Raw genomic sequence first — 17,096 nt, forward strand, 5'->3', positions numbered from 1 at the left:
CGATAGTGGCTAGAGGTTTGCCAGCACCGACTCGGCCCGCTCGGCCAGCGACACGATGCTCTGCGGGAACTCGTGTACCTCAGGGGGAATCTCGGGGATCGCGCCGCCCACATAACGCGCATGGACGCCTTCGAGAATGCACGCCAGGCGCCAGCTCGCGAAGGCGAAGTGCCATTCGATGTTGCTGACGTCGCGGCCGGTCATCTCCGCGTAGGCATGGGTGAGCTGGTCGCGGGTCCAGAAGCCGTCGGCAGCGGTGGCGTCGTGCCCGAGCGGGTTGAAGCCGTCGTCGGGCTCGACCCAGTAGCCGAGCAGGAACCCCAGCTCTGCAACGGGGTCGCCCAGCGTGGAGATCTCCCAATCCAGCACGGCCGCCAGGTCTCCGTCGGTGGTTGAGAGGCAGTTGTCGAGGCGGTAGTCGCCGTGGACCAGCGTGGCTTCGGTCTGCGGCGGGATTGAGGCCACCAGCACGTCGTGGACGCGTTCGATGATCGGCAGGTCTCGCGAGGTCATGGCGTTGAACTGGCGGCGCCAAACGTGGAGCTGCCGAGCCACGTAGTCCTCCGGCCGGCCGAGGGTGGCGAGCCCGGTCGCCTCCAAGTCGGTGCTGTGGATGGCGGCGAGCACCCCTACCATCCGCCGGCTCAGCTCCCCACGGGCCTCGGGGGTCAGCGCCTCGGCATCGTCAAGCGAGCGCAACACGGTGCCGTCGACAAAGTCGGTCACATAGAAGTCGGCGCCGTTCACCTCGTCGTCGGTGCACAGGCCCACGACCGGGGGCGTGGGCACCTCGGTGGGCTCCAGCGATGACAGCAGGCGGTGCTCGCGCACCATGTCGTGCGCCCCGGCCAGCAGGTGCGCCAGCGGCGGGCGGCGCAGCACCCACCGGCGGCCGGCGGCGTCGCTGACGCGGTAGGTGAGGTTGGAGTGGCCGCCGGCGATGATCTCGAACTGCAACGGCGGGTTGAGCTCGACCCGTTCGGCCATCCACGCCGTGACCGGCAGCGGATCGATGCCGGCGACCGGACCGCTGGCATCGGAGGCTGCATCAGACACCGTCGTTCCCTCCTCTTGTCGACCCCACAGCGCTCCATCATGGCCGCGGCGATGCAGCGGTGCCCACCGCCAGCGCCAATACGCTTCGCCGGTGCTGTTCGTGACGATCTACACCACGCAGTTCCTCGTCACGGCCTCGATGGGCGTCATCTTCGCCTACCTGGCGGATCTGCAAGATCGATACGGCCTCTCCCACCTGGAGCTGGGCATGGTGGCCGCCGCCGGCTTCGTTGCCGGTTTGTTGGCGCAGTTGCTGCTCTCGCCGCTGGTCGACCGGGGCCATCACCGTCTCGTGGCATGGATCTCGGTGACGGCAGCGGTGTTCGGCGCTTTCGGCTTCGTGTTCGCAGAGGAAACATGGTCGCTCGTGACGAGCCGGGCCCTGGCCGGCCTGTCGTTCGGACTGTTCGGCCTAGTGGCTCGCAAGGCGCTGATTGGCCGCGACATCAGTGGCAGCGGCGCCAAGGTGGGCGGCCTGCTGTCGTGCGCAGTGGCCGGGTTCATCAGCGGTCCAGCGATCGGGGCGGCGCTCAGCGGCATCTCGTTCGAGGCCCCGTTCCTCCTCACCGGCACGCTGATGCTGTTGCTCGGACCGGTCGCAGCGGTGCTGATCTCGAAGTCGCCGATCGCTGCGGCTTCGGTGGATTACTCGGATCTCGGCAACCTGCTCCGCCGCCCTCGGGTTCAGGCGGCCATCTGCGTGCACGTCGGCATCTGGGGCCTGATCGGCATCTTTGACGCGACCGTCGACCGTTACCTCACCGACGTGGGATTGTCGTCGGGAGAGCTGGCTGTTGGGCTGCTCATCATCGGCATCCCGCTGATGGCGTTGCCGCCGTACACCGGTGCCCTGGCTGAACGCCTCGGCGGAGGTCGCGTCGGTGTCCCCGCGCTGCTGCTCTTCGTTCCGGCAGTGCTGCTGTATGGCTGGATCGGCGGACTGGCGAGCTTCATCGCCGTCGGCCTCGCCGAAGCGGTCACCGAGTCATATGGCGTGATGGGTGCCCAAGTGCTGGTGCTCGAGGCCACTGGTGCTGAGCAGGCGGCGATGGGGACCGGAGTGTTGGAAGCTGTCGGTCTGCTTGTCGCGGCCGGTGCTGCATTCGGCGGCCCGCCGCTGTACGGCCAGCTCGGGCCGCGTTGGCTGTTCGGCGGCTGGGCGGTGGCCTGCCTGATCCTCGCAGTGATTGCGATGCTGAGACTGAAAGCAGTGAAAATTCCACCAAAGGTAATCACACAGTCTCACTAGGGTCGCATTCATGCGGGCGCCGGGTCCAGGGCCCTCAGCACATGGGCGCTCCACCGATTGGCGTTCGGTCGCGGCAGAGGCAGCGGGTTTCGCACGGCGGGTCGGCGTGGTGCCGGTCTTGGCGCTGTTCGGCGCTGTCGGCGCGGTGGTCGCCGCAGGATTCCTGGTGGGGGTCCACCATGGCTCGCCCGAGCCCATCGAGCTGCCGCTCGCTGCGGACGAAGCACCGCTTCCTGTAGCGACGACGCAGCCGTCGCTGCTGAAGGTGCACCTTGCCGGCGCGGTGCGGCAGCCGGGGCTCTACGACGTCCCTGCCGGGTCGCGGGTTGGCGACCTGGTCGACACAGCTGGCGGGCTCCGAGCCGCCGCCGATGACGCAGCGGTCAACTTGGCAGAACGGCTGAGCGACGGGCAGCAGATCTACGTGCCGGTGGAGGGAGAGGTGCCTGCGGGCGACAGGTCGGGCTCAGATTCCGCCGGTCCGATCGACGTCAACACCGCCACGGCATCGCAGCTCGACGAGCTGCCGGGCATCGGCCCGTCACTGGCGGCGGCGATCATCGCCTACAGGACCGAGCACGGTCCGTTCGCGACCCTGGATGCACTCGAGCAGGTGCCCGGGATCGGGCCCTCCAAGCTGTCCCGGCTGCGACCCCATGCGACAGTCTGAGCTTCCGGCGCCGCGCCGGTTCGGAGGTCTCAGCGCTGTTGCCGACCGGTGGCTGGTCGCAGGTGCCATCGCCACCGCGGCCGGCGCGCTCTCGGCGCCCCCGGTGTCGTGGCGGGGGACGTGGTGGTGGGGTGCTGCTCTGGGTATCGGACTCGGTGCCGTGGGCATAGCGAGCCGTGCACGGGTGCTCATCCCGGCTGGCCTGGTGTTGCTTGCCGCAGCGGCCATGGGAGCGCAACTCTCCCAGCTCAGCGCGGTGACGGGAGGCGATTTCGAAGGCGAAGTGCAACTGGTCGGCGATCCCCGCTGGCGCTCCGGTGCCCTGGTTGTGCTGTTCAGCGCGACGATTGACGGCGCCCAACATCGGTGGGAGGGCAGGGCGCGGGGCCCCGCTGCATGGCAGCTGGAGGACGCGGCGATGGGGGAGCGCTGGCGCCTCGGCGTGACCGTCGAACCGGCTGAGCCCGCCGACCGTCCCTTCCTGTGGCCCCGGCATCTTGCCGGGACTGCCCAGATCCGTACGGCATATCGCGTCGACGGCGGTAGCGCGCCGTTCCGCATAGCGAACTCGTTGCGCGGGCTCGTGGAGGCGTCGGGCGAATCGCTGTCGCAGCGGGATGCTGCGCTGCTCGCCGGGTTCGTATACGGCGACGATCGGGGGCAGCTGCCGGAAGTCGTGCACGACTTCCGGGCGACATCGCTCACCCACCTGCTCGCCGTGTCGGGATCGAACGTGGCATTCGTGCTGCTGCTGTTCGCGCCCTTGCTGGCCGGGCTTCGACCTTGGGCCCGGCTGGTTGCCGTGGCCGCGCTGCTTGTTCAGTTCGCCGTGCTGACCAGGGGTGAGCCCTCGGTGCTGCGGGCGTGCGTGCTCGCAGCTCTGGCTGTCGGCGCGCACGCCGTCGGCAGGCGGGCATCGGCGACGCGGCTGCTGGCGTTGGCGATCATCGTGCTGCTGCTGGTCGACCCGCTGCTCGTCCGCTCGGTCGGCTTCCAGCTGTCGGTTGCCGCGACCGCCGCCATCGTGATTGGGGCCCGCCCCATTTCCCGCCTGCTGTGGGGGCCGCCATGGCTGCGCCTGGCGCTCGCCGCCACCCTGAGCGCCCAAGCGGGGGTGCTGCCTGTGCAGCTCGCGGTCTTCGGTTCGTTGCCGCTCGTGAGCATTCCCGCCAACGTGCTGGCAGGCCCGGTCGCAGGCCCGGCCATGGTCTGGGGCCTCGTCGGCGGCCTCACGGGCGGCCTCACCGGCGACGCAGTCGCATCGGTGCTGCACCTGCCGACCAAGCTGATGATGGGGTGGGTGGCGGGGGTAGCGCAATGGGGCGCATCGCTGGGCTGGCCGCAGATCGAGGTCGCTGAACTGACTGCTGGAGCTGCGGTTGTCGGATGCTGCGTGGCGGGGGGTTTCCTGCTGCGCAATCTCGGCGCGGTGGCTGGCAGCGCGGCGGTGGTGGCAGCCGGTGTCGGTGTCTGGATAGTGGCTGGCAGCCACCAGCAGCCGCTGCCCTTGGGGCCGCACCTCGCCGTGCCGCGCATCGATCCCGTGATCGTCGTGGTGGATCGCCCGGACCCGTCTCGCGCTCTGGGCCAGCTGGCAGCGGCAGGAATCGATCGCATCGACGTGCTCGTAGCGCGCTCGGCAAGCCGCTCAGGCCGCGAAGCAGTACGTGCAGTGCATGCCCGTCACGACATAGGTCAGGTCCTCGCGCCGGCGGGCCTCGGCGGCCGGGTCACCTATGAGGCCGTGACCGAGCCCGTCCGCGTCGCCGGCCTCACCGTCGAGCCCGCGGCAGATCGCTTGCATGTCTCGACCGAAGTAGCGTCGAACGAGTGGCAGGCGGCACGGTTCGGCTGATCAGCGGGGCCGACGAGATACTCACCGCCGAAGCGGTGCTGGCTGCTGTGGCCGAGCTCGTGGGCGATGCCGACCGGGCAGAGGTGCTCGACGAGTTCTCGGGCGACGAGTACGTGCTGGCCGATGTCGTCATCTCGGCTTCGACGCCGCCGATGCTGGCAACCCATCGGGTGGTGGTGGCCCGTGGGCTCAGCCGATTCGGCACCGCCGACGTGGCTGTGCTGATCGCATGGCTGGACGATCCCTGCCCGACCACCGACCTCGTGCTCGAGTGGGACTCGGGCCGAGTGCCTCGCCAGCTTGCCGAGGCCGTCGAGACCGCCGGGGGCCACCGGGTCGCATCCGACGTGCCCGGCGGGGCGCGCAATCGCCGGACATGGCTCGAAGAACGTCTCGCGGAGGCGCCGGTCCAGCTCGATGCGCGCGCCCGCGCCAGCGTCGCCGATCACTTCGGCAACGAGCTCAGCCGTCTCGGCGCAGTGCTCGAAACCCTTGGGGCCGTCTTCGGCGAAGGGGCACGGCTGAGCTTCGACGACGTGCAGCCCTACTTGGGCGCCGAGGGCGACGTTCCGCCGTGGGAGCTGACTGATGCCATCGACAAGGGAAACGTCGGTGCCGCCCTCGCGGTGCTGCAGCGCATGTGGGGTGCGGGCCGGCACCCCTTGGCCGTGACGGCCACGGTCGCCAACCACATCACTCGGATGGCCCGCCTGGACGGCGCCGGTGCCGCGAATGAGAAGGAAGCCGCTGCCGTGCTCGGCCTGCGCGGCTCCACGTTTCCGGCCCGCAAGGCAATGGATGGATGCCGACGGCGGGGCAGCGACGGGATTGCCCGAGCTGTCGAGCTGCTCGCAGCGGCCGACATGGACATGCGCGGACGGTCCGGACTCGACGCTCGCTGCGTTGCCGAGATCCTCTGTGCGCGGCTCGCCGCCGGTGCCCGCTGACTGCCGGCTCAGCCGCTTGCTTCCCGCTCTTGTTCGCTGCGCTCACGGGCCGCTCGGGCCACGGCTTCGCCTGCCGGCTCAGCCTCTGGATGCCGAGCGAGTGATCAGACGCGACTTGCGCCGGCCCGCCTCGTTCCGGTGGATGACACCTTTGGCAGCGGCCTTGTCGAGCCGCTTCTGAGCGAGACGGATGAGCTCGTCGGTGGGCTCGCCCGCCTCGGCCGCTGCCATCACCGCCTTCTCGCGCGTCCGCAGTTCTGAGCGCACGGCACGATTGCGCACCCGCCGCGCCTCGTTCTGACGATTGCGCTTGATCTGGCTCTTGATGTTGGCCACGAAGGCATGCTCTCCGTCTCGAAACCGGCCTCGCAGGGTACCGTGCGGCCTGCGATGCCCCACGTGCAACAACGGGAAGGCTCACCCATCGGCGGCGCCGGAACCGGATCGATTCGGAACTTCTCGATCATCGCCCACATCGACCACGGGAAGTCCACGCTGTCGGACCGGATCCTGGAGTTGACCGGTGCTGTGGAAGAGCGCTCGATGCGCGCCCAGTACCTCGATTCGATGGAGCTCGAGCGCGAGCGCGGCATCACCATCAAGGCCCAGAACGTCCGGGTGAGCTGGCGGGGCCACACCTTGCATCTCATCGACACGCCTGGACATGTCGACTTCGGCTACGAGGTCAGCCGGTCGCTCGCGGCATGCGAAGGCGTGGTGCTGCTCGTCGATGCAGCGCAGGGCATTGAGGCGCAGACGCTGGCGAACTGCTACCTGGCCCTCGAGTCGGATCTCGCCATCGTCCCGGTGCTCAACAAGATCGATCTTCCCGCGGCTGAGCCAGACCTGTACGCATCGGAGATCGAGCGGGTGCTGGGCATCGACTCGAGCGAGGTGCTGGCTATCTCGGCCAAGACCGGCGAGGGCGTAGAAGCGCTGCTCGATGCGATCATCGAGCGGATCCCCCCGCCGGGCGGCGATCCGCACGCCTCGCTCCAGGCGCTGATCTTCGATTCCCACTTCGACCAGTACCGCGGCGTCGTCTCCTCGGTCCGAGTCATGAACGGCCGGCTGTGCGCCGGCGACCGGTTGAGCTTCATGCACGCCGGCGGCCTGCACCTGTCTGAAGAGGTGGGCCTGCGCCTGCCTGCGGTGACGCCGACCGACGCGCTGGGCCCCGGCGAGGTGGGGTATCTCATCGCCGGCATCAAGGACGTGGCAGAAGCTCGCTCGGGCGAGACGGTGACCTCGGCGGCTGCCCCGGCGGATGCACCGCTGGCCGGCTACGACGACCCGAAGCCGATGGTCTTCTGCGGCCTGTACCCCGTCGACGGCGACGAGTACCCCGATCTGCGTGAGGCACTGGCGAAGCTGAGGCTCAACGACGCCTCGGTGACGTTCGAGCCCGAGACATCAGGTGCGCTGGGGTTCGGTTTCCGCTGCGGCTTTCTCGGCCTGCTGCACATGGAGATCGTTCGTGAGCGGCTCGAGCGCGAGTTCGGGCTCTCGCTGATCGCGACCGCGCCCTCTGTGGCCTACCGGGTGCGCACCGACGACGATGAGGAGCTGCAGGTCGACAACCCGTCTGACCTGCCGCCGGCCGGTCAGATCGCCGAGATCTCAGAGCCGATGCTCACGGTGTCGGTGCTGACGCCGAGCACCTACACAGGAGCTGTCATGGACTTGTGCCAGTCGCGCCGGGGCACGATGACCTCCATGGACTACCTGTCGCCCGAACGCGTGGAGCTGCGCTACGAGCTGCCGCTGGCAGAGGTCGTGACCGACTTCTTCGACCAGCTCAAGAGCCGTACCCAGGGATACGCCAGCCTTGACTACGACCACGCGGGCTACCGCGCCGAGCGCCTGGTGCGGGTGGACATCTTGCTCAATAGCGAACCGGTGGATGCGTTCTCGGCTATCTGCCACCGTGACGGCGCCTATCCCTACGGCAAGGCCATTACGGCGAAGCTGGCCGAGCTCATCCCGCGCCAGCTCTTCGACGTGCCGATCCAGGCCGCCATCGGTGGGCGCATCATCGCCCGCGAGACGGTCAAGGCCAAGCGGAAGGATGTGCTGTCGAAGTGCTACGGCGGTGACATAACCCGCAAGCGCAAGCTGCTGGAGCGTCAGAAGGAAGGCAAGAAGCGGATGAAGGCGATCGGGCGTGTCGAGGTGCCTAACGAGGCGTTCGTTTCCGCGCTGCGCCTCGACCAGTGAGTTGCGCCGGCCCGAAGCTGGCCTGAAGGGGGTCGGTAGCATCGGGTTATTGCGGGTACGGCCTGCGGAGGAGTGATGGACGAGCGCAGAGCCACGGTGCTGCAGGCGGTAGTCGAGAACTTCATCGAGAGCGCGCAGCCGGTCGGATCGGCCGCGGTGCTCGAGTTGACCCGTCTTGATGTGTCGCCCGCGACCGTCCGCAATGATCTCGCAGCGCTGGAGGCCGGCGGCTACTTGATGCAGCCGCACACCAGCGCAGGTCGGGTACCGACTGAGGCGGGCTACCGGTACTTCGTGGACGGTCTAGGGCCGGGCTCGCTCGACAACACCGAGGTCCGGCAGGTGCGGGCGTTCTTCGCTCACGCCCAGGGGCAGATCGAGGAGCTGCTCGCCGACACGAGCCGGCTGCTGTCGGACCTGACCGAGTACGCGGCGATGGTGGTCGCCCCCCGGCACGATCGAGACAGCATCCGGTCTGCCCAGCTGGTGGACCTCGGAGGCGGCCGGCTGCTCGTGGTGCTGGTGATGTCGTCGGGCGTCGTGGAGCGCACTTACGTCGACGTGTACAACAACCGGGAACTGGCCGACGCAGCTCAAGGGCCGACCGCAGGAGCAGCCTCCGCGATCCTGGCCGAAGCGCTCGTAGGGCGCACCCGATCGCAGCCGCCGACCGTCCCCGAGACCGGCGATGCAGCGACCGATGCGCTGGTGGCGGCGGCGCTGGCCGCGCTGGCCGACGACCAATCGCACCCCGGCGAGCTCTATGTGGGCGGGACGGCCAAGATCACCGAGCAGTTCGAGGCCGTGTCGTCGCTTCGTTCGGTGCTGTCGGTGCTGGAGGAGCAGCTGATGGTGGTGACGCTGCTGCGCAGCCTTGTCGACCGCGGCCTCAGCGTGGCCATCGGGTCCGAGACGGGGATGAAGCCGCTGGCGGACTGCTCGGTGGTGGTCGCGCCCTACGAGGTCGACGGCCGCACGGTCGGCAGCGTGGGGCTGCTGGGCCCGACCCGGATGGACTATTCGAAGGCGCTGGCGGCGGTGCACACGGTGAGCCGGCGGCTGTCGGCCTCGCTCGGCGACGGCGACGTCGCGCATGCTCTCGGCGACGGCGACGTCGCGCAGGCACCCGTGGGCATCTCGCCATCGGTCCCGCAATAGACCTGCCACAGATGCCTGCCGACTACTACGAGCTGCTTGAGGTGAGCCGTGATGTCAGCGAGGGCGACCTCAAGCGCGCCTACCGGCAAAAGGCTCGGGAGCACCACCCTGATGCGAACCCGGGCGACGGCGAGGCCGAGGCCCGCTTCAAGGAGATCAGCGAGGCGTATGCCGTGCTCTCCGACCCTGAAGCACGGGCCCGCTACGACCGCTTCGGGCATGAGGGCTTGCGTGGCGGGATGGGCGGCCCGGCATTCGACTTCGATCTCAGCGACATCTTCGAGTCGTTCTTCGGGGGGAACCCCTTCGGCGGCGGTCGATCCCGCCGAGCTTCGGGCCCGCCGCGCGGCGACGATCACGAGACGGTGGTCGATCTCGATTTTGCCGAGGCCGTCTTCGGCGTCGACCGGCCGATCGACGTGCGGACGCTGGTGTCGTGTGACGACTGCGGCGGTTCGGGTGCCGCGGAGGGCACGTCGCCGACGGTGTGCAGCGTCTGCGGGGGCGCGGGGCAGGTTCGCCAGGTGCGCCAGAGCCTGCTGGGCCAGATGGTCACCACTGCGCCGTGCGGCCAGTGCCGCGGGACCGGCATGGAGATTATTGACCCGTGCGGATCCTGCCGGGGGGAAGGCCGCCGAGCCGAGCATGTCTCGCTCGTCGTGCGGGTGCCGCCCGGCGTCGACTCCGGTGCCACGCTTCGCCTGAGCGGCCGAGGATCGGTGGGACCCCGCGGCGGGCCCGCAGGCGATCTGTACGTGCACCTGCGCGTCGCCGAATCCGATGTATTCGTACGGCAGGGCGAGAGCCTCGTGGCCGAGCTGCCGGTGACGATGCTGCAAGCTGCCCTGGGGGCAAAGGTGACGTTCGAGACGCTGGACGGACCACGGGAACTGGCGGTGAGAGCCGGCACCCAGCCGAACGACACCATCCGGTTGAACGGGCTCGGCGTGCCGCGCGCCAACGGGCGTGGGCGCGGTGACCTGCATGTGGTGGTCCGTGTGGACATCCCGAAGAAGCTCTCGAAATCCGAGGTTGCCAAGCTGAGAGAAGTCGCCAGCGAACGTGGCGAACAGGTGGACGGGATCGTTGTTGATCGGCCCGCGACGGCCGAGTCGCACGATCGTGAACATGCACGTGACGAAGCTCGCGCTGAGCGATCCAAGGCTCGGGGCGGCACTGAAGCCCGGCAACGGCGCATGCGTCGCAGCAAGGGCTGAGATGCCCGCCGACAGCGCTTCTCTCAACGCACTGGTGGGGGAGCGGCTGCGGGCGGTGCGCAAACGGCGGCGCATGACGCTGGCGCAGGTCGAGGAGGCCTCCGGCGGTGAATTTCGAACGTCGGTGCTGGGGGCCTATGAGCGTGGCGAGCGGGGGTTGGCCGCGCATCGGCTGCTGCGCTTGGCGGAGCTCTACCGCGTGTCGCCCGCCGAGCTGCTGCCTGACGGCGATCAGAACAGCGACCGGGACCATGCGGTATCGCAGCGCTACCCGCCCGATTCAGTGTTGTGACCGGTTGTGACTGACAAAGGCAGCGCATCGCGCGCATTCGGCGTCTATTGCCATATCCCGTTCTGCACGCACCGCTGCGATTACTGCGCGTTTGCCACTTGGACCGATCGCAGCCACCTCATCGGCGACTACATGGCGAGCTGCCGCCGGCAGGCCCAGGAGCTGGCGGCCGGCATGCCACCAGTGACTTCGGTGTTCTTCGGCGGAGGCACGCCGAACTTGGTGCAGCCTTCGTTGCTCGGTGATGTGCTGGAGGAGCTGCCCCTGGCACAGGACGCTGAGATCACAGTGGAGTGCAACCCGGACCTCGTCACGCCAGAACAGATGCAGGCATACCAGGCCTTCGGCGTGAACCGCATCAGCCTCGGCGTGCAGTCTGCAGTTCCCCATGTGCTCGACGCGCTGGGCCGTCGCCATGACCCGCCGATGGTGGCTGCGGGGGTAGACGCAGTCCGCGATGCCGGCATCGGGCAGCTCAACCTGGACCTGATCTACGGCTCGCTGGCCGAATCGCTTCCCGACTGGAAGCAGACGCTGGTTGAAGCCGTCGATCTCGAGCCCGACCACCTGAGCGTGTACGGCCTGACACCCGAGCCTGGAACGCCGCTCGGCGACGACCCATCGCGACATCCCGACGAAGACGAGATGGCCGACAAGTACCTGCTCGCCGATGAGCTGCTTGCCCAAGCGGGCTACGAGATCTACGAGATCTCCAACTGGGCTCGGCCCGGTGCGCAATGCCGGCACAACCTGCTGTATTGGCGGCAAGGCTCCTACGCGGGTATCGGCTGCGCCGCGCACAGCCATCGCGACGGCCGCCGCTACTGGAGCGTCCGCACGCCCGAGCGGTTCATTGCGGCGATCTCAGCCGGCACCTCACCCATGGCAGGCAGCGAGAAGCTGGGGCCCGACGAGCGCCGCGTCGAGGCATTGCAGCTTGCGCTGCGCACGTCGGCCGGTGTTCCTGCCGACGCAGTGCCTGGCGACGTGAAGCACTTGCTGGAACCTGGCGCCGGGGGCCGGCTCAAGCTGACCGCGCGAGGGCGTCTGCTCGCCAACGAAGTGGCCGTGCGGCTCGGTCTGCCCTCCGAGCATTAGCGGACCTAGCCGGAGAGCCGGACACGACCGACCGCCTCCGCGGCGACGGGCCGGCTCGCTTGCCCACTGACGTTCCCGATCAAGCCGATGACTCGCCGTGCCGAGCCTTTCACCGACACCCGTACGGCCGCCGGGCCAGCGGCGCTGATTGCCACCGATATGGATCCGGGCTCGAACACCGCCGACAACCGCTCCTGCGCCGTCCGCTGGCTCCACAGCTCCAACCGTCGGAGCCGGGAGGGCGAGAGGCGGTAGGACCCGTGATGGCGAAGCGAGGACTCGTCGAGGGCAAGCGAGACGAGGTCGTTCGCGAGCGAGGATGCTGCTGCTTGTGCCTCGCGCTGCGCCAGGAAGGCGGCAGTGCTGTCGACGGCGACGCTCGCCAGCAGTGCCACGATCAGCACACCGGCGGGAACGAGCAGCAGCGCCGAGCCGCGTTCACTGCCCACAGAGAGCGCGACCACTGAGGCCATGCCGGAAGGGATCGACGAACTCGCTGGCGCGGGCGCTGGCAGTCACCGGCGACCACCGGCCGCCGAGCAGCGCCAAGCGAGGTACCTCCCGGGTGGCCTCGAAGGTCACCCGCTCGCAGCGGCGCAACCGGACGGCGCCGACCGGCTGAACCGATGCCGAGCCACTCGGCCGGTAGCCCGACATTGCCTGCATGCCAGCGACGACGGAGGCGTCGGCGGCATCGCCGAAGCGAGGCCCGCGATGCTCGACGAATGTCCGGGCTGCCTCCCGCGCGCCGGCGACAGCAGCGATCTTGGCATCCAGCGCTGCCCAAGCCTGCGCGAACACCAGCGTGCCCCCGACGAAAACCAGTATGACGAACGGCAGCACTTCGGCCCCGACGACGCCCGACGCGTCACGGCGGATGCGTCTGGCGGCGACGCGCCTCACGACGAGCCGGCGAAGCGAGCCAGCTCGCGCCGCACCTCGAACCGGCGCTCGACAGTCTGCAGGCCGATCAGCGCAGAGGCATCGATGAGCACCGACGGCGGCCTCGCCGTCAACTCGAGCGCGACGACTTCATCGGTGGAGCTCCAGCGGAGCCGCTCGATGTCCACTGCAGGACCGACGGCCGAGCGCAGCCATCGCTCAGCATCGGCGATTGCCGCCGGGCTGCCACCGCCGAACGCTGCCCGGCGTGTTGCATCGTGGCCGACTGCCGTGAGAACCGAGGTGCTGTAGAAGTACACGGCAGCTTGGACAGCCAGCGTGAGAAAGATCAGGAACGCCAAAACGGCCCACGGCAGAGCGACGAGGCCGGCACCGCGATCATCGCGGCACGGCTTCGCGTGCAGAGGGGTCACTTGCCGATCTTCGCGATCTCAGAATTCGTCGTTTCCTCGGCGTTCTCCCAGAGCGTCTTGAAGCCGACCCACATGAGGGCGCCAAGCGAGGCGATGATCAGCACGGCGATCGCCGCCGAGATCACTCCCTCGCCGCGCTCATTGCGTCTGGGCTCGTTGTGTCGTCCCTGCCGTGGCCCCTTCTGGGCCGTACCTGCAGCGGCAAGCGCGGCGGCACACGCCGCGCTGAGCGCAGCCGCTATCGGAGCGGTGTACATGAGGCTGTCGTACATGGGTTGTCCTTTCATTGCCGGCTCATAGCGCCGCATACCCGCTGAGGGCATCGCTGAACGGGATCGCGAGCAGGACGCACCCGGGCACCAGCGCCGCGACGGTGACGGGAATCCACACCTGCTCGCTTCGACGCTCGATGCGGGCGATGAGGCGCCGGTGCGCCTCCATGCGCGCCGAACGGGCCTCGTCTGACACCAGCGCAGCGACATCGGTCGCGTCCTCGTGCAGGGTGAGCACGCCGACGAATCTGCGGATCTCCGCCGAACCGGCATCGTCCGCCCACTCGGCCAGCGCCACCTCGACTGCAGCGCCACCGGCGACGCGGGCGCCGACACGTTCCAGTCCCTCGGCGCAGATGCCGTGCCCGCGCCGGGCAACGGCATCCAGTGCGCTGGTGAGCGACATGCCGCTCGCGAGCAGCATGCCGGTCTGCTCGGCGACGATCGGCAGCTCTTCGGTGATCTGCGTTTGCCGCGATGCCATCGACCTCCCGAGAAGATGCTCGGATGCGCCGTAGACGGCGGCAGCCACTCCAAGCGCCCCGGCCAGTCCAAGCAGCGGTCGTGCGCCGATGGCAGCGAGCGCTGTGCCCGAAGCGGCGAGGGCTGTGATTGCGCCGCCGATCTGCCGTGAGCGGAACTCGAATGGGGACCGGGCAATGCCCGCTGCGCGCAGCCGGACAGCGAGTTCGGCATCGGCATTCGCCAGCGAGGCGATGCGCTGCACGAGCGAGGCTGCAGTGATCACCGCGGGAATACCCGCTGCCGCACAGGGATCGCCATGATCCGCCCAGCCCATAGCCAGCAGGCGGCTACAGCGAGCACGCTGAACGCCACGAGCAGCTGACCGTCAGCCGACTCGTAGGCCTGCCGACCGCGCCCGATGCTCAGGCCGATCAGGGCCATGAACGCGGGTACCGACGCGACGAAGCTGCGTGCGAACCGGGCCCCGGCCTGCTTGGCCCGGGCATCGGAGCGAGCGGCAGCCTCGGCTTGGGCCGCCTCGGCCAGCGCCCGCAGTCGAGCATCGATCCGCACCCCGCCGACCTGGTGTGCGGCCAGCAGCGTCTCGCAGATCGCGTCTGCGGTCGGATCCGCGAGCGACGCCTTGAGAACCCGCAGCGCAGCCTCGAAATCCGTGCCCAATGACCACGTGCGCGCCGCCTCGGAGAACGCCGGCCGCATGCAGTCGGGAGCGTGCTTGCCCGCGGCGAACAGTGCGGCCGGGATCGACTGACCCTGGTGAGCCACCAGCACCCGGATCTCCGCTAGCAGTCGAGGCCACGCTCGCCAGGAGTCCGCAGCGCGGCGACGGCGGCGTTGTGTCGCTGCGCACGGGGGAATCGCTGCAGCGAGCAAGGCGACGAGCGCGGGTGCTGCCACGCCGCCGAACAGCGTCCAGGCGCCGATCCATCCGACGACGGCCGCGCCAACGCCGGCCGGCACGCTGTGCAGCAGGGGTACCGAAGTCGGGGGAGCTGTCGATGCTGACCGATGCGCTGATGCACGTCGCCACGCGGCGCTGGTGGCCGAGTCGCCGCCGGGGGTTGACAACAGCCACACGCCCGCAGCGCCGGCGGCAATGAATGCCAAGGCGGTCACGCCGGCGCACCCACCCCACCCTCGCAGGGCGGGGGCATCTCCATTCCGGCGGCGGCGAGCCGTGACGTCACCCGCCGGGAGACGTGAGCGGTTCGTTCCGGCGGCTGGCCGTGGCGTGCCGGCGCGTAGAGCGGCGTGGTGTCGAACGAGATGCTGCCGTCGCCTTCGGGCTCCTCGACCGCTACGACCTCAGTGACCTCCACACCGGCCGGACCGCGCCAGAGGTGCACCACGATGTCGATCGATTCGGTCACGAGCTGGCTGATCGCCGCCGCGGGCATCTCACCCACATCAGGAGCGAGCTGGCACATGAGCCGCAGCCGGCCGAGCGCCTGGCGTGCGGATCCTGCGTGGATGGTGGCGTAGCCGGTGACCCCACTGGAGAGCGTCAGCAGCAAGGGCACCGCCTCGCGGTCTCGCACCTCGCCCACGATGGCCACATCCGGCGCCATTCTCAGGAAGCCGGCCACCAGGCGCCGCAAGTCCACGGGAGCTCGCTCGGTCCGGCCCGGCCGGGTCTGCATTCCGGCGACGTTGGGTAGTGGGATGTCGAGTTCGAACACTTCCTCGGCGGTGACCACCCGCAGGCGCGGGTCGAGTTCGGCAGCGCAGCATCCCAACAGCGTCGTCTTGCCGCTGCCAGGTGCGCCTGCGATCAGAATCGACAGGCGGGCACGCACAGCACAGCGCAGGAACTCGGCGATCTCGCCGGTCAGCGTCCCGACCGCCGTCAGCTCGCTCAGGCTTGAGAATGCGATCCCGGTGAACTTGCGGATGTTGAAGATGAGGTGACCGCCGCGGCCGATGTCGGGATGGACGATGTGCAGGCGGGCGCCATTGTCGAGCTGCGCGTCCTGCAGTCCCTCGCTGGGATCCAGCTTGCGGTGGGATGCCGTCGCGTCGTCGATGATTCTCGTCAGCGTGCGCCGGACGTGCTCGTCATCGTGGAACGACTCGTCGTGCTGACCGCTCGGACCGTGGTGGCGCTTGACGAAGATCTCATGCGGCGCATTGACCATGAGCTCCCAGACATCGGCATCGGCCAGCGGCGCTTCAAGCGGTCCGTAACCGAGCAGGTTGCGCACGACCCGGTCGGCAAGGGCGTCGGCGTCGTCGATCGCATGGCTGTGAACGCCGCTCTTGAAGTCGAGGTTCCAGCGACGGATCTCCTCGTGGGCGAGCCCGGTGACTGCCCGATCCGCGCCTGGCGCACGCGGGTCCAGGCCGCTGTGACGGGCGCGCTCCGAAACCGACCGTTCGATCTCGGCGAGGGTTGCCGGATCGGTCATGTCGCCGCCTTTGGAGAAGTCCCCCAGGGCCGGATCAATGTGATGGCACCCGCATCGGCGGCTGCGGCAACCGAGACGGCGGCCGAGCGGTCGTGCACCTGCAGGGTGACGGTGACTGTGCCCGACGGTTGTTCTGTACCGGCGTCGTCGTCGACGTCGAGCACGAGGGCGTCGGCCGCTACTAGACCGGGCGTGTCCGGATCGGCACCATCGGCGAGGTTGCGATCGGTGACGGCGACGTCGACTCGTTCGCCGGCCGCGATCAGCCCGTTGAGGGCTGCGGGGCGATCGAGCTCGACCGCGACGGCATAGCCCGCGTCTCGACCAGCAGTTGATCGGCGCGAGCCGATGTCACCCCGCGTCAGCAGTTCCCCGGCATGAACGGCTTCGAGCACCACGCTGCCCACCACGTCGCTGCCGTCGCCCTCGCCGAAGACCGTCGCTTCGATCTCGGCCGGCAAGCGGATGGAGACCAAGGCAACATCTGCCGCTTCGATCACCTTGCCCGGAGCGAGCCGCGCCCGAGCGACCACGTAACTGGTCTCGGGCGCAGCCGCTGAGTGCTCGAACGCCCACCACAATCCCAGCGCTGCAGCACTGCACAAGATCCCACCCGCGATGACGCGTGGGCGAAGCGATGACCGGCCAGCACCGCTGGGGCGCCTTGCTGCAGATGCAGGCGGCGGAGCCCGATGATCGGTTGGCGACAGCGGATCTACGGGCACGCCGCAGACTTAATCATGTATGCGTGAAGTCACCAAATAATTATCAAAATTTCAGCAAACTGACTCAGTAGGTCGCATAAATACGGCGGTACAGCGCGTAATATCAATGATTGATGTTGAGATGCACGTTGGC

General features: G+C 68.8%; 19 protein-coding genes. 9 read left to right on the forward strand and 10 right to left on the reverse strand.

All coding sequences use genetic code 11. The annotated features are described in order from the left end of the window. Positions 1-9: 9 nt before the first annotated feature. Positions 10-1,056, reverse strand: coding sequence for a phosphotransferase family protein (locus VI480_RS08510; RefSeq protein WP_323672400.1), 1,047 nt, complete (start codon positions 1,054-1,056; stop codon positions 10-12). A gap of 91 nt (positions 1,057-1,147) precedes the next feature. On the opposite strand from VI480_RS08510, the gene VI480_RS08515 reads away from it, so the two are divergent. The 4 genes from VI480_RS08515 to holA are packed head-to-tail and all read left to right on the forward strand — an operon-like array spanning position 1,148 to position 5,777. Next, positions 1,148-2,305, forward strand: coding sequence for an MFS transporter (locus tag VI480_RS08515; RefSeq protein ID WP_323672401.1), 1,158 nt, complete (start codon positions 1,148-1,150; stop codon positions 2,303-2,305). A 10-nt stretch (positions 2,306-2,315) separates the two neighbouring features. Next, positions 2,316-2,975: a helix-hairpin-helix domain-containing protein gene (locus tag VI480_RS08520; RefSeq protein WP_323672402.1), complete on the forward strand. Its 660-nt coding sequence runs from the start codon at positions 2,316-2,318 to the stop codon at positions 2,973-2,975. Beyond that, complete coding sequence (locus VI480_RS08525; RefSeq protein WP_323672403.1) at positions 2,962-4,830, forward strand: ComEC/Rec2 family competence protein; 1,869 nt, start codon at positions 2,962-2,964, stop codon at positions 4,828-4,830. The genes VI480_RS08520 and VI480_RS08525 overlap by 14 nt, the downstream gene beginning before the upstream one ends. Further along, complete coding sequence (holA, locus tag VI480_RS08530; protein WP_323672404.1) at positions 4,806-5,777, forward strand: DNA polymerase III subunit delta; 972 nt, start codon at positions 4,806-4,808, stop codon at positions 5,775-5,777. Before VI480_RS08525 ends, holA begins: the two co-directional genes overlap by 25 nt. 78 nt (positions 5,778-5,855) lie before the next feature. Here holA and rpsT read toward each other — a convergent pair whose 3' ends face one another. Continuing rightward, complete coding sequence (gene rpsT, locus VI480_RS08535; RefSeq protein WP_323672405.1) at positions 5,856-6,113, reverse strand: 30S ribosomal protein S20; 258 nt, start codon at positions 6,111-6,113, stop codon at positions 5,856-5,858. Positions 6,114-6,167: 54 nt separating this feature from the next. Between rpsT and lepA the strand changes: the two genes are divergently transcribed. The 5 genes from lepA (at position 6,168) to hemW (ending at position 11,759) form a co-directional block, all read left to right on the forward strand. After that, complete coding sequence (gene lepA, locus VI480_RS08540; RefSeq protein ID WP_323672406.1) at positions 6,168-7,994, forward strand: translation elongation factor 4; 1,827 nt, start codon at positions 6,168-6,170, stop codon at positions 7,992-7,994. 75 nt (positions 7,995-8,069) lie between these two features. After that, entirely contained in the window at positions 8,070-9,152 is a 1,083-nt protein-coding gene (gene hrcA, locus VI480_RS08545; RefSeq protein ID WP_323672407.1) for a heat-inducible transcriptional repressor HrcA, read from the forward strand. A gap of 11 nt (positions 9,153-9,163) precedes the next feature. Next, a complete protein-coding gene (gene dnaJ, locus VI480_RS08550) occupies positions 9,164-10,369 on the forward strand; it encodes a molecular chaperone DnaJ (protein ID WP_323672408.1) in 1,206 nt (401 codons plus the stop codon). A gap of 1 nt (position 10,370) precedes the next feature. After that, positions 10,371-10,661: a helix-turn-helix transcriptional regulator gene (locus VI480_RS08555; protein WP_323672409.1), complete on the forward strand. Its 291-nt coding sequence runs from the start codon at positions 10,371-10,373 to the stop codon at positions 10,659-10,661. A gap of 6 nt (positions 10,662-10,667) precedes the next feature. Then, positions 10,668-11,759 (forward strand): radical SAM family heme chaperone HemW, encoded by a 1,092-nt coding sequence (hemW, locus tag VI480_RS08560; RefSeq protein ID WP_323672410.1) that lies wholly within the window; start codon positions 10,668-10,670, stop codon positions 11,757-11,759. Positions 11,760-11,764: 5 nt separating this feature from the next. Here the strand turns inward: hemW and VI480_RS08565 are convergent, their stop codons facing one another. The 8 genes from VI480_RS08565 to VI480_RS08600 are packed head-to-tail and all read right to left on the reverse strand — an operon-like array spanning position 11,765 to position 16,843. Next, on the reverse strand, positions 11,765-12,232 hold the full coding sequence (locus tag VI480_RS08565; RefSeq protein WP_323672411.1) for a hypothetical protein: 468 nt from the start codon (positions 12,230-12,232) through the stop codon (positions 11,765-11,767). Next, positions 12,198-12,662 carry a hypothetical protein gene (locus VI480_RS08570; RefSeq protein WP_323672412.1) on the reverse strand — a complete coding sequence of 155 codons (465 nt, stop codon included), beginning with the start codon at positions 12,660-12,662 and terminating at the stop codon, positions 12,198-12,200. The genes VI480_RS08565 and VI480_RS08570 overlap by 35 nt, the downstream gene beginning before the upstream one ends. Beyond that, entirely contained in the window at positions 12,659-13,075 is a 417-nt protein-coding gene (locus VI480_RS08575) for a hypothetical protein (RefSeq protein ID WP_323672413.1), read from the reverse strand. Before VI480_RS08575 ends, VI480_RS08570 begins: the two co-directional genes overlap by 4 nt. Further along, on the reverse strand, positions 13,072-13,362 hold the full coding sequence (locus tag VI480_RS08580) for a hypothetical protein (protein ID WP_323672414.1): 291 nt from the start codon (positions 13,360-13,362) through the stop codon (positions 13,072-13,074). Before VI480_RS08580 ends, VI480_RS08575 begins: the two co-directional genes overlap by 4 nt. Before the next feature lie 7 nt (positions 13,363-13,369). Beyond that, complete coding sequence (locus tag VI480_RS08585; protein WP_323672415.1) at positions 13,370-14,095, reverse strand: type II secretion system F family protein; 726 nt, start codon at positions 14,093-14,095, stop codon at positions 13,370-13,372. After that, complete coding sequence (locus VI480_RS08590; protein ID WP_323672416.1) at positions 14,092-14,949, reverse strand: hypothetical protein; 858 nt, start codon at positions 14,947-14,949, stop codon at positions 14,092-14,094. The genes VI480_RS08585 and VI480_RS08590 overlap by 4 nt, the downstream gene beginning before the upstream one ends. After that, on the reverse strand, positions 14,946-16,238 hold the full coding sequence (locus VI480_RS08595; RefSeq protein WP_323672417.1) for a CpaF family protein: 1,293 nt from the start codon (positions 16,236-16,238) through the stop codon (positions 14,946-14,948). The genes VI480_RS08590 and VI480_RS08595 overlap by 4 nt, the downstream gene beginning before the upstream one ends. Further along, positions 16,235-16,843 (reverse strand): RcpC/CpaB family pilus assembly protein, encoded by a 609-nt coding sequence (locus VI480_RS08600; protein WP_323672418.1) that lies wholly within the window; start codon positions 16,841-16,843, stop codon positions 16,235-16,237. The genes VI480_RS08595 and VI480_RS08600 overlap by 4 nt, the downstream gene beginning before the upstream one ends. Positions 16,844-17,096: the final 253 nt, after the last annotated feature.

Origin of the sequence: Candidatus Poriferisodalis multihospitum, assembly GCF_028283155.1 — a bacterium.
GTDB lineage: Bacteria > Actinomycetota > Acidimicrobiia > Acidimicrobiales > Poriferisodalaceae > Poriferisodalis > Poriferisodalis multihospitum.

What these genes read in the sequence shown, in the direction of transcription:
- VI480_RS08565 (WP_323672411.1), bottom strand. Translation starts at nt 12,232, where the DNA reads ATGGCCTCAGTGGTCGCGCTCTCTGTGGGCAGTGAACGCGGCTCGGCG.
- dnaJ (WP_323672408.1), top strand. Translation starts at nt 9,164, where the DNA reads ATGCCTGCCGACTACTACGAGCTGCTTGAGGTGAGCCGTGATGTCAGC.
- hrcA (WP_323672407.1), top strand. Translation starts at nt 8,070, where the DNA reads ATGGACGAGCGCAGAGCCACGGTGCTGCAGGCGGTAGTCGAGAACTTC.
- VI480_RS08555 (WP_323672409.1), top strand. Translation starts at nt 10,371, where the DNA reads ATGCCCGCCGACAGCGCTTCTCTCAACGCACTGGTGGGGGAGCGGCTG.
- VI480_RS08520 (WP_323672402.1), top strand. Translation starts at nt 2,316, where the DNA reads ATGCGGGCGCCGGGTCCAGGGCCCTCAGCACATGGGCGCTCCACCGAT.
- lepA (WP_323672406.1), top strand. Translation starts at nt 6,168, where the DNA reads ATGCCCCACGTGCAACAACGGGAAGGCTCACCCATCGGCGGCGCCGGA.
- VI480_RS08595 (WP_323672417.1), bottom strand. Translation starts at nt 16,238, where the DNA reads ATGACCGATCCGGCAACCCTCGCCGAGATCGAACGGTCGGTTTCGGAG.
- VI480_RS08580 (WP_323672414.1), bottom strand. Translation starts at nt 13,362, where the DNA reads ATGAAAGGACAACCCATGTACGACAGCCTCATGTACACCGCTCCGATA.
- VI480_RS08525 (WP_323672403.1), top strand. Translation starts at nt 2,962, where the DNA reads ATGCGACAGTCTGAGCTTCCGGCGCCGCGCCGGTTCGGAGGTCTCAGC.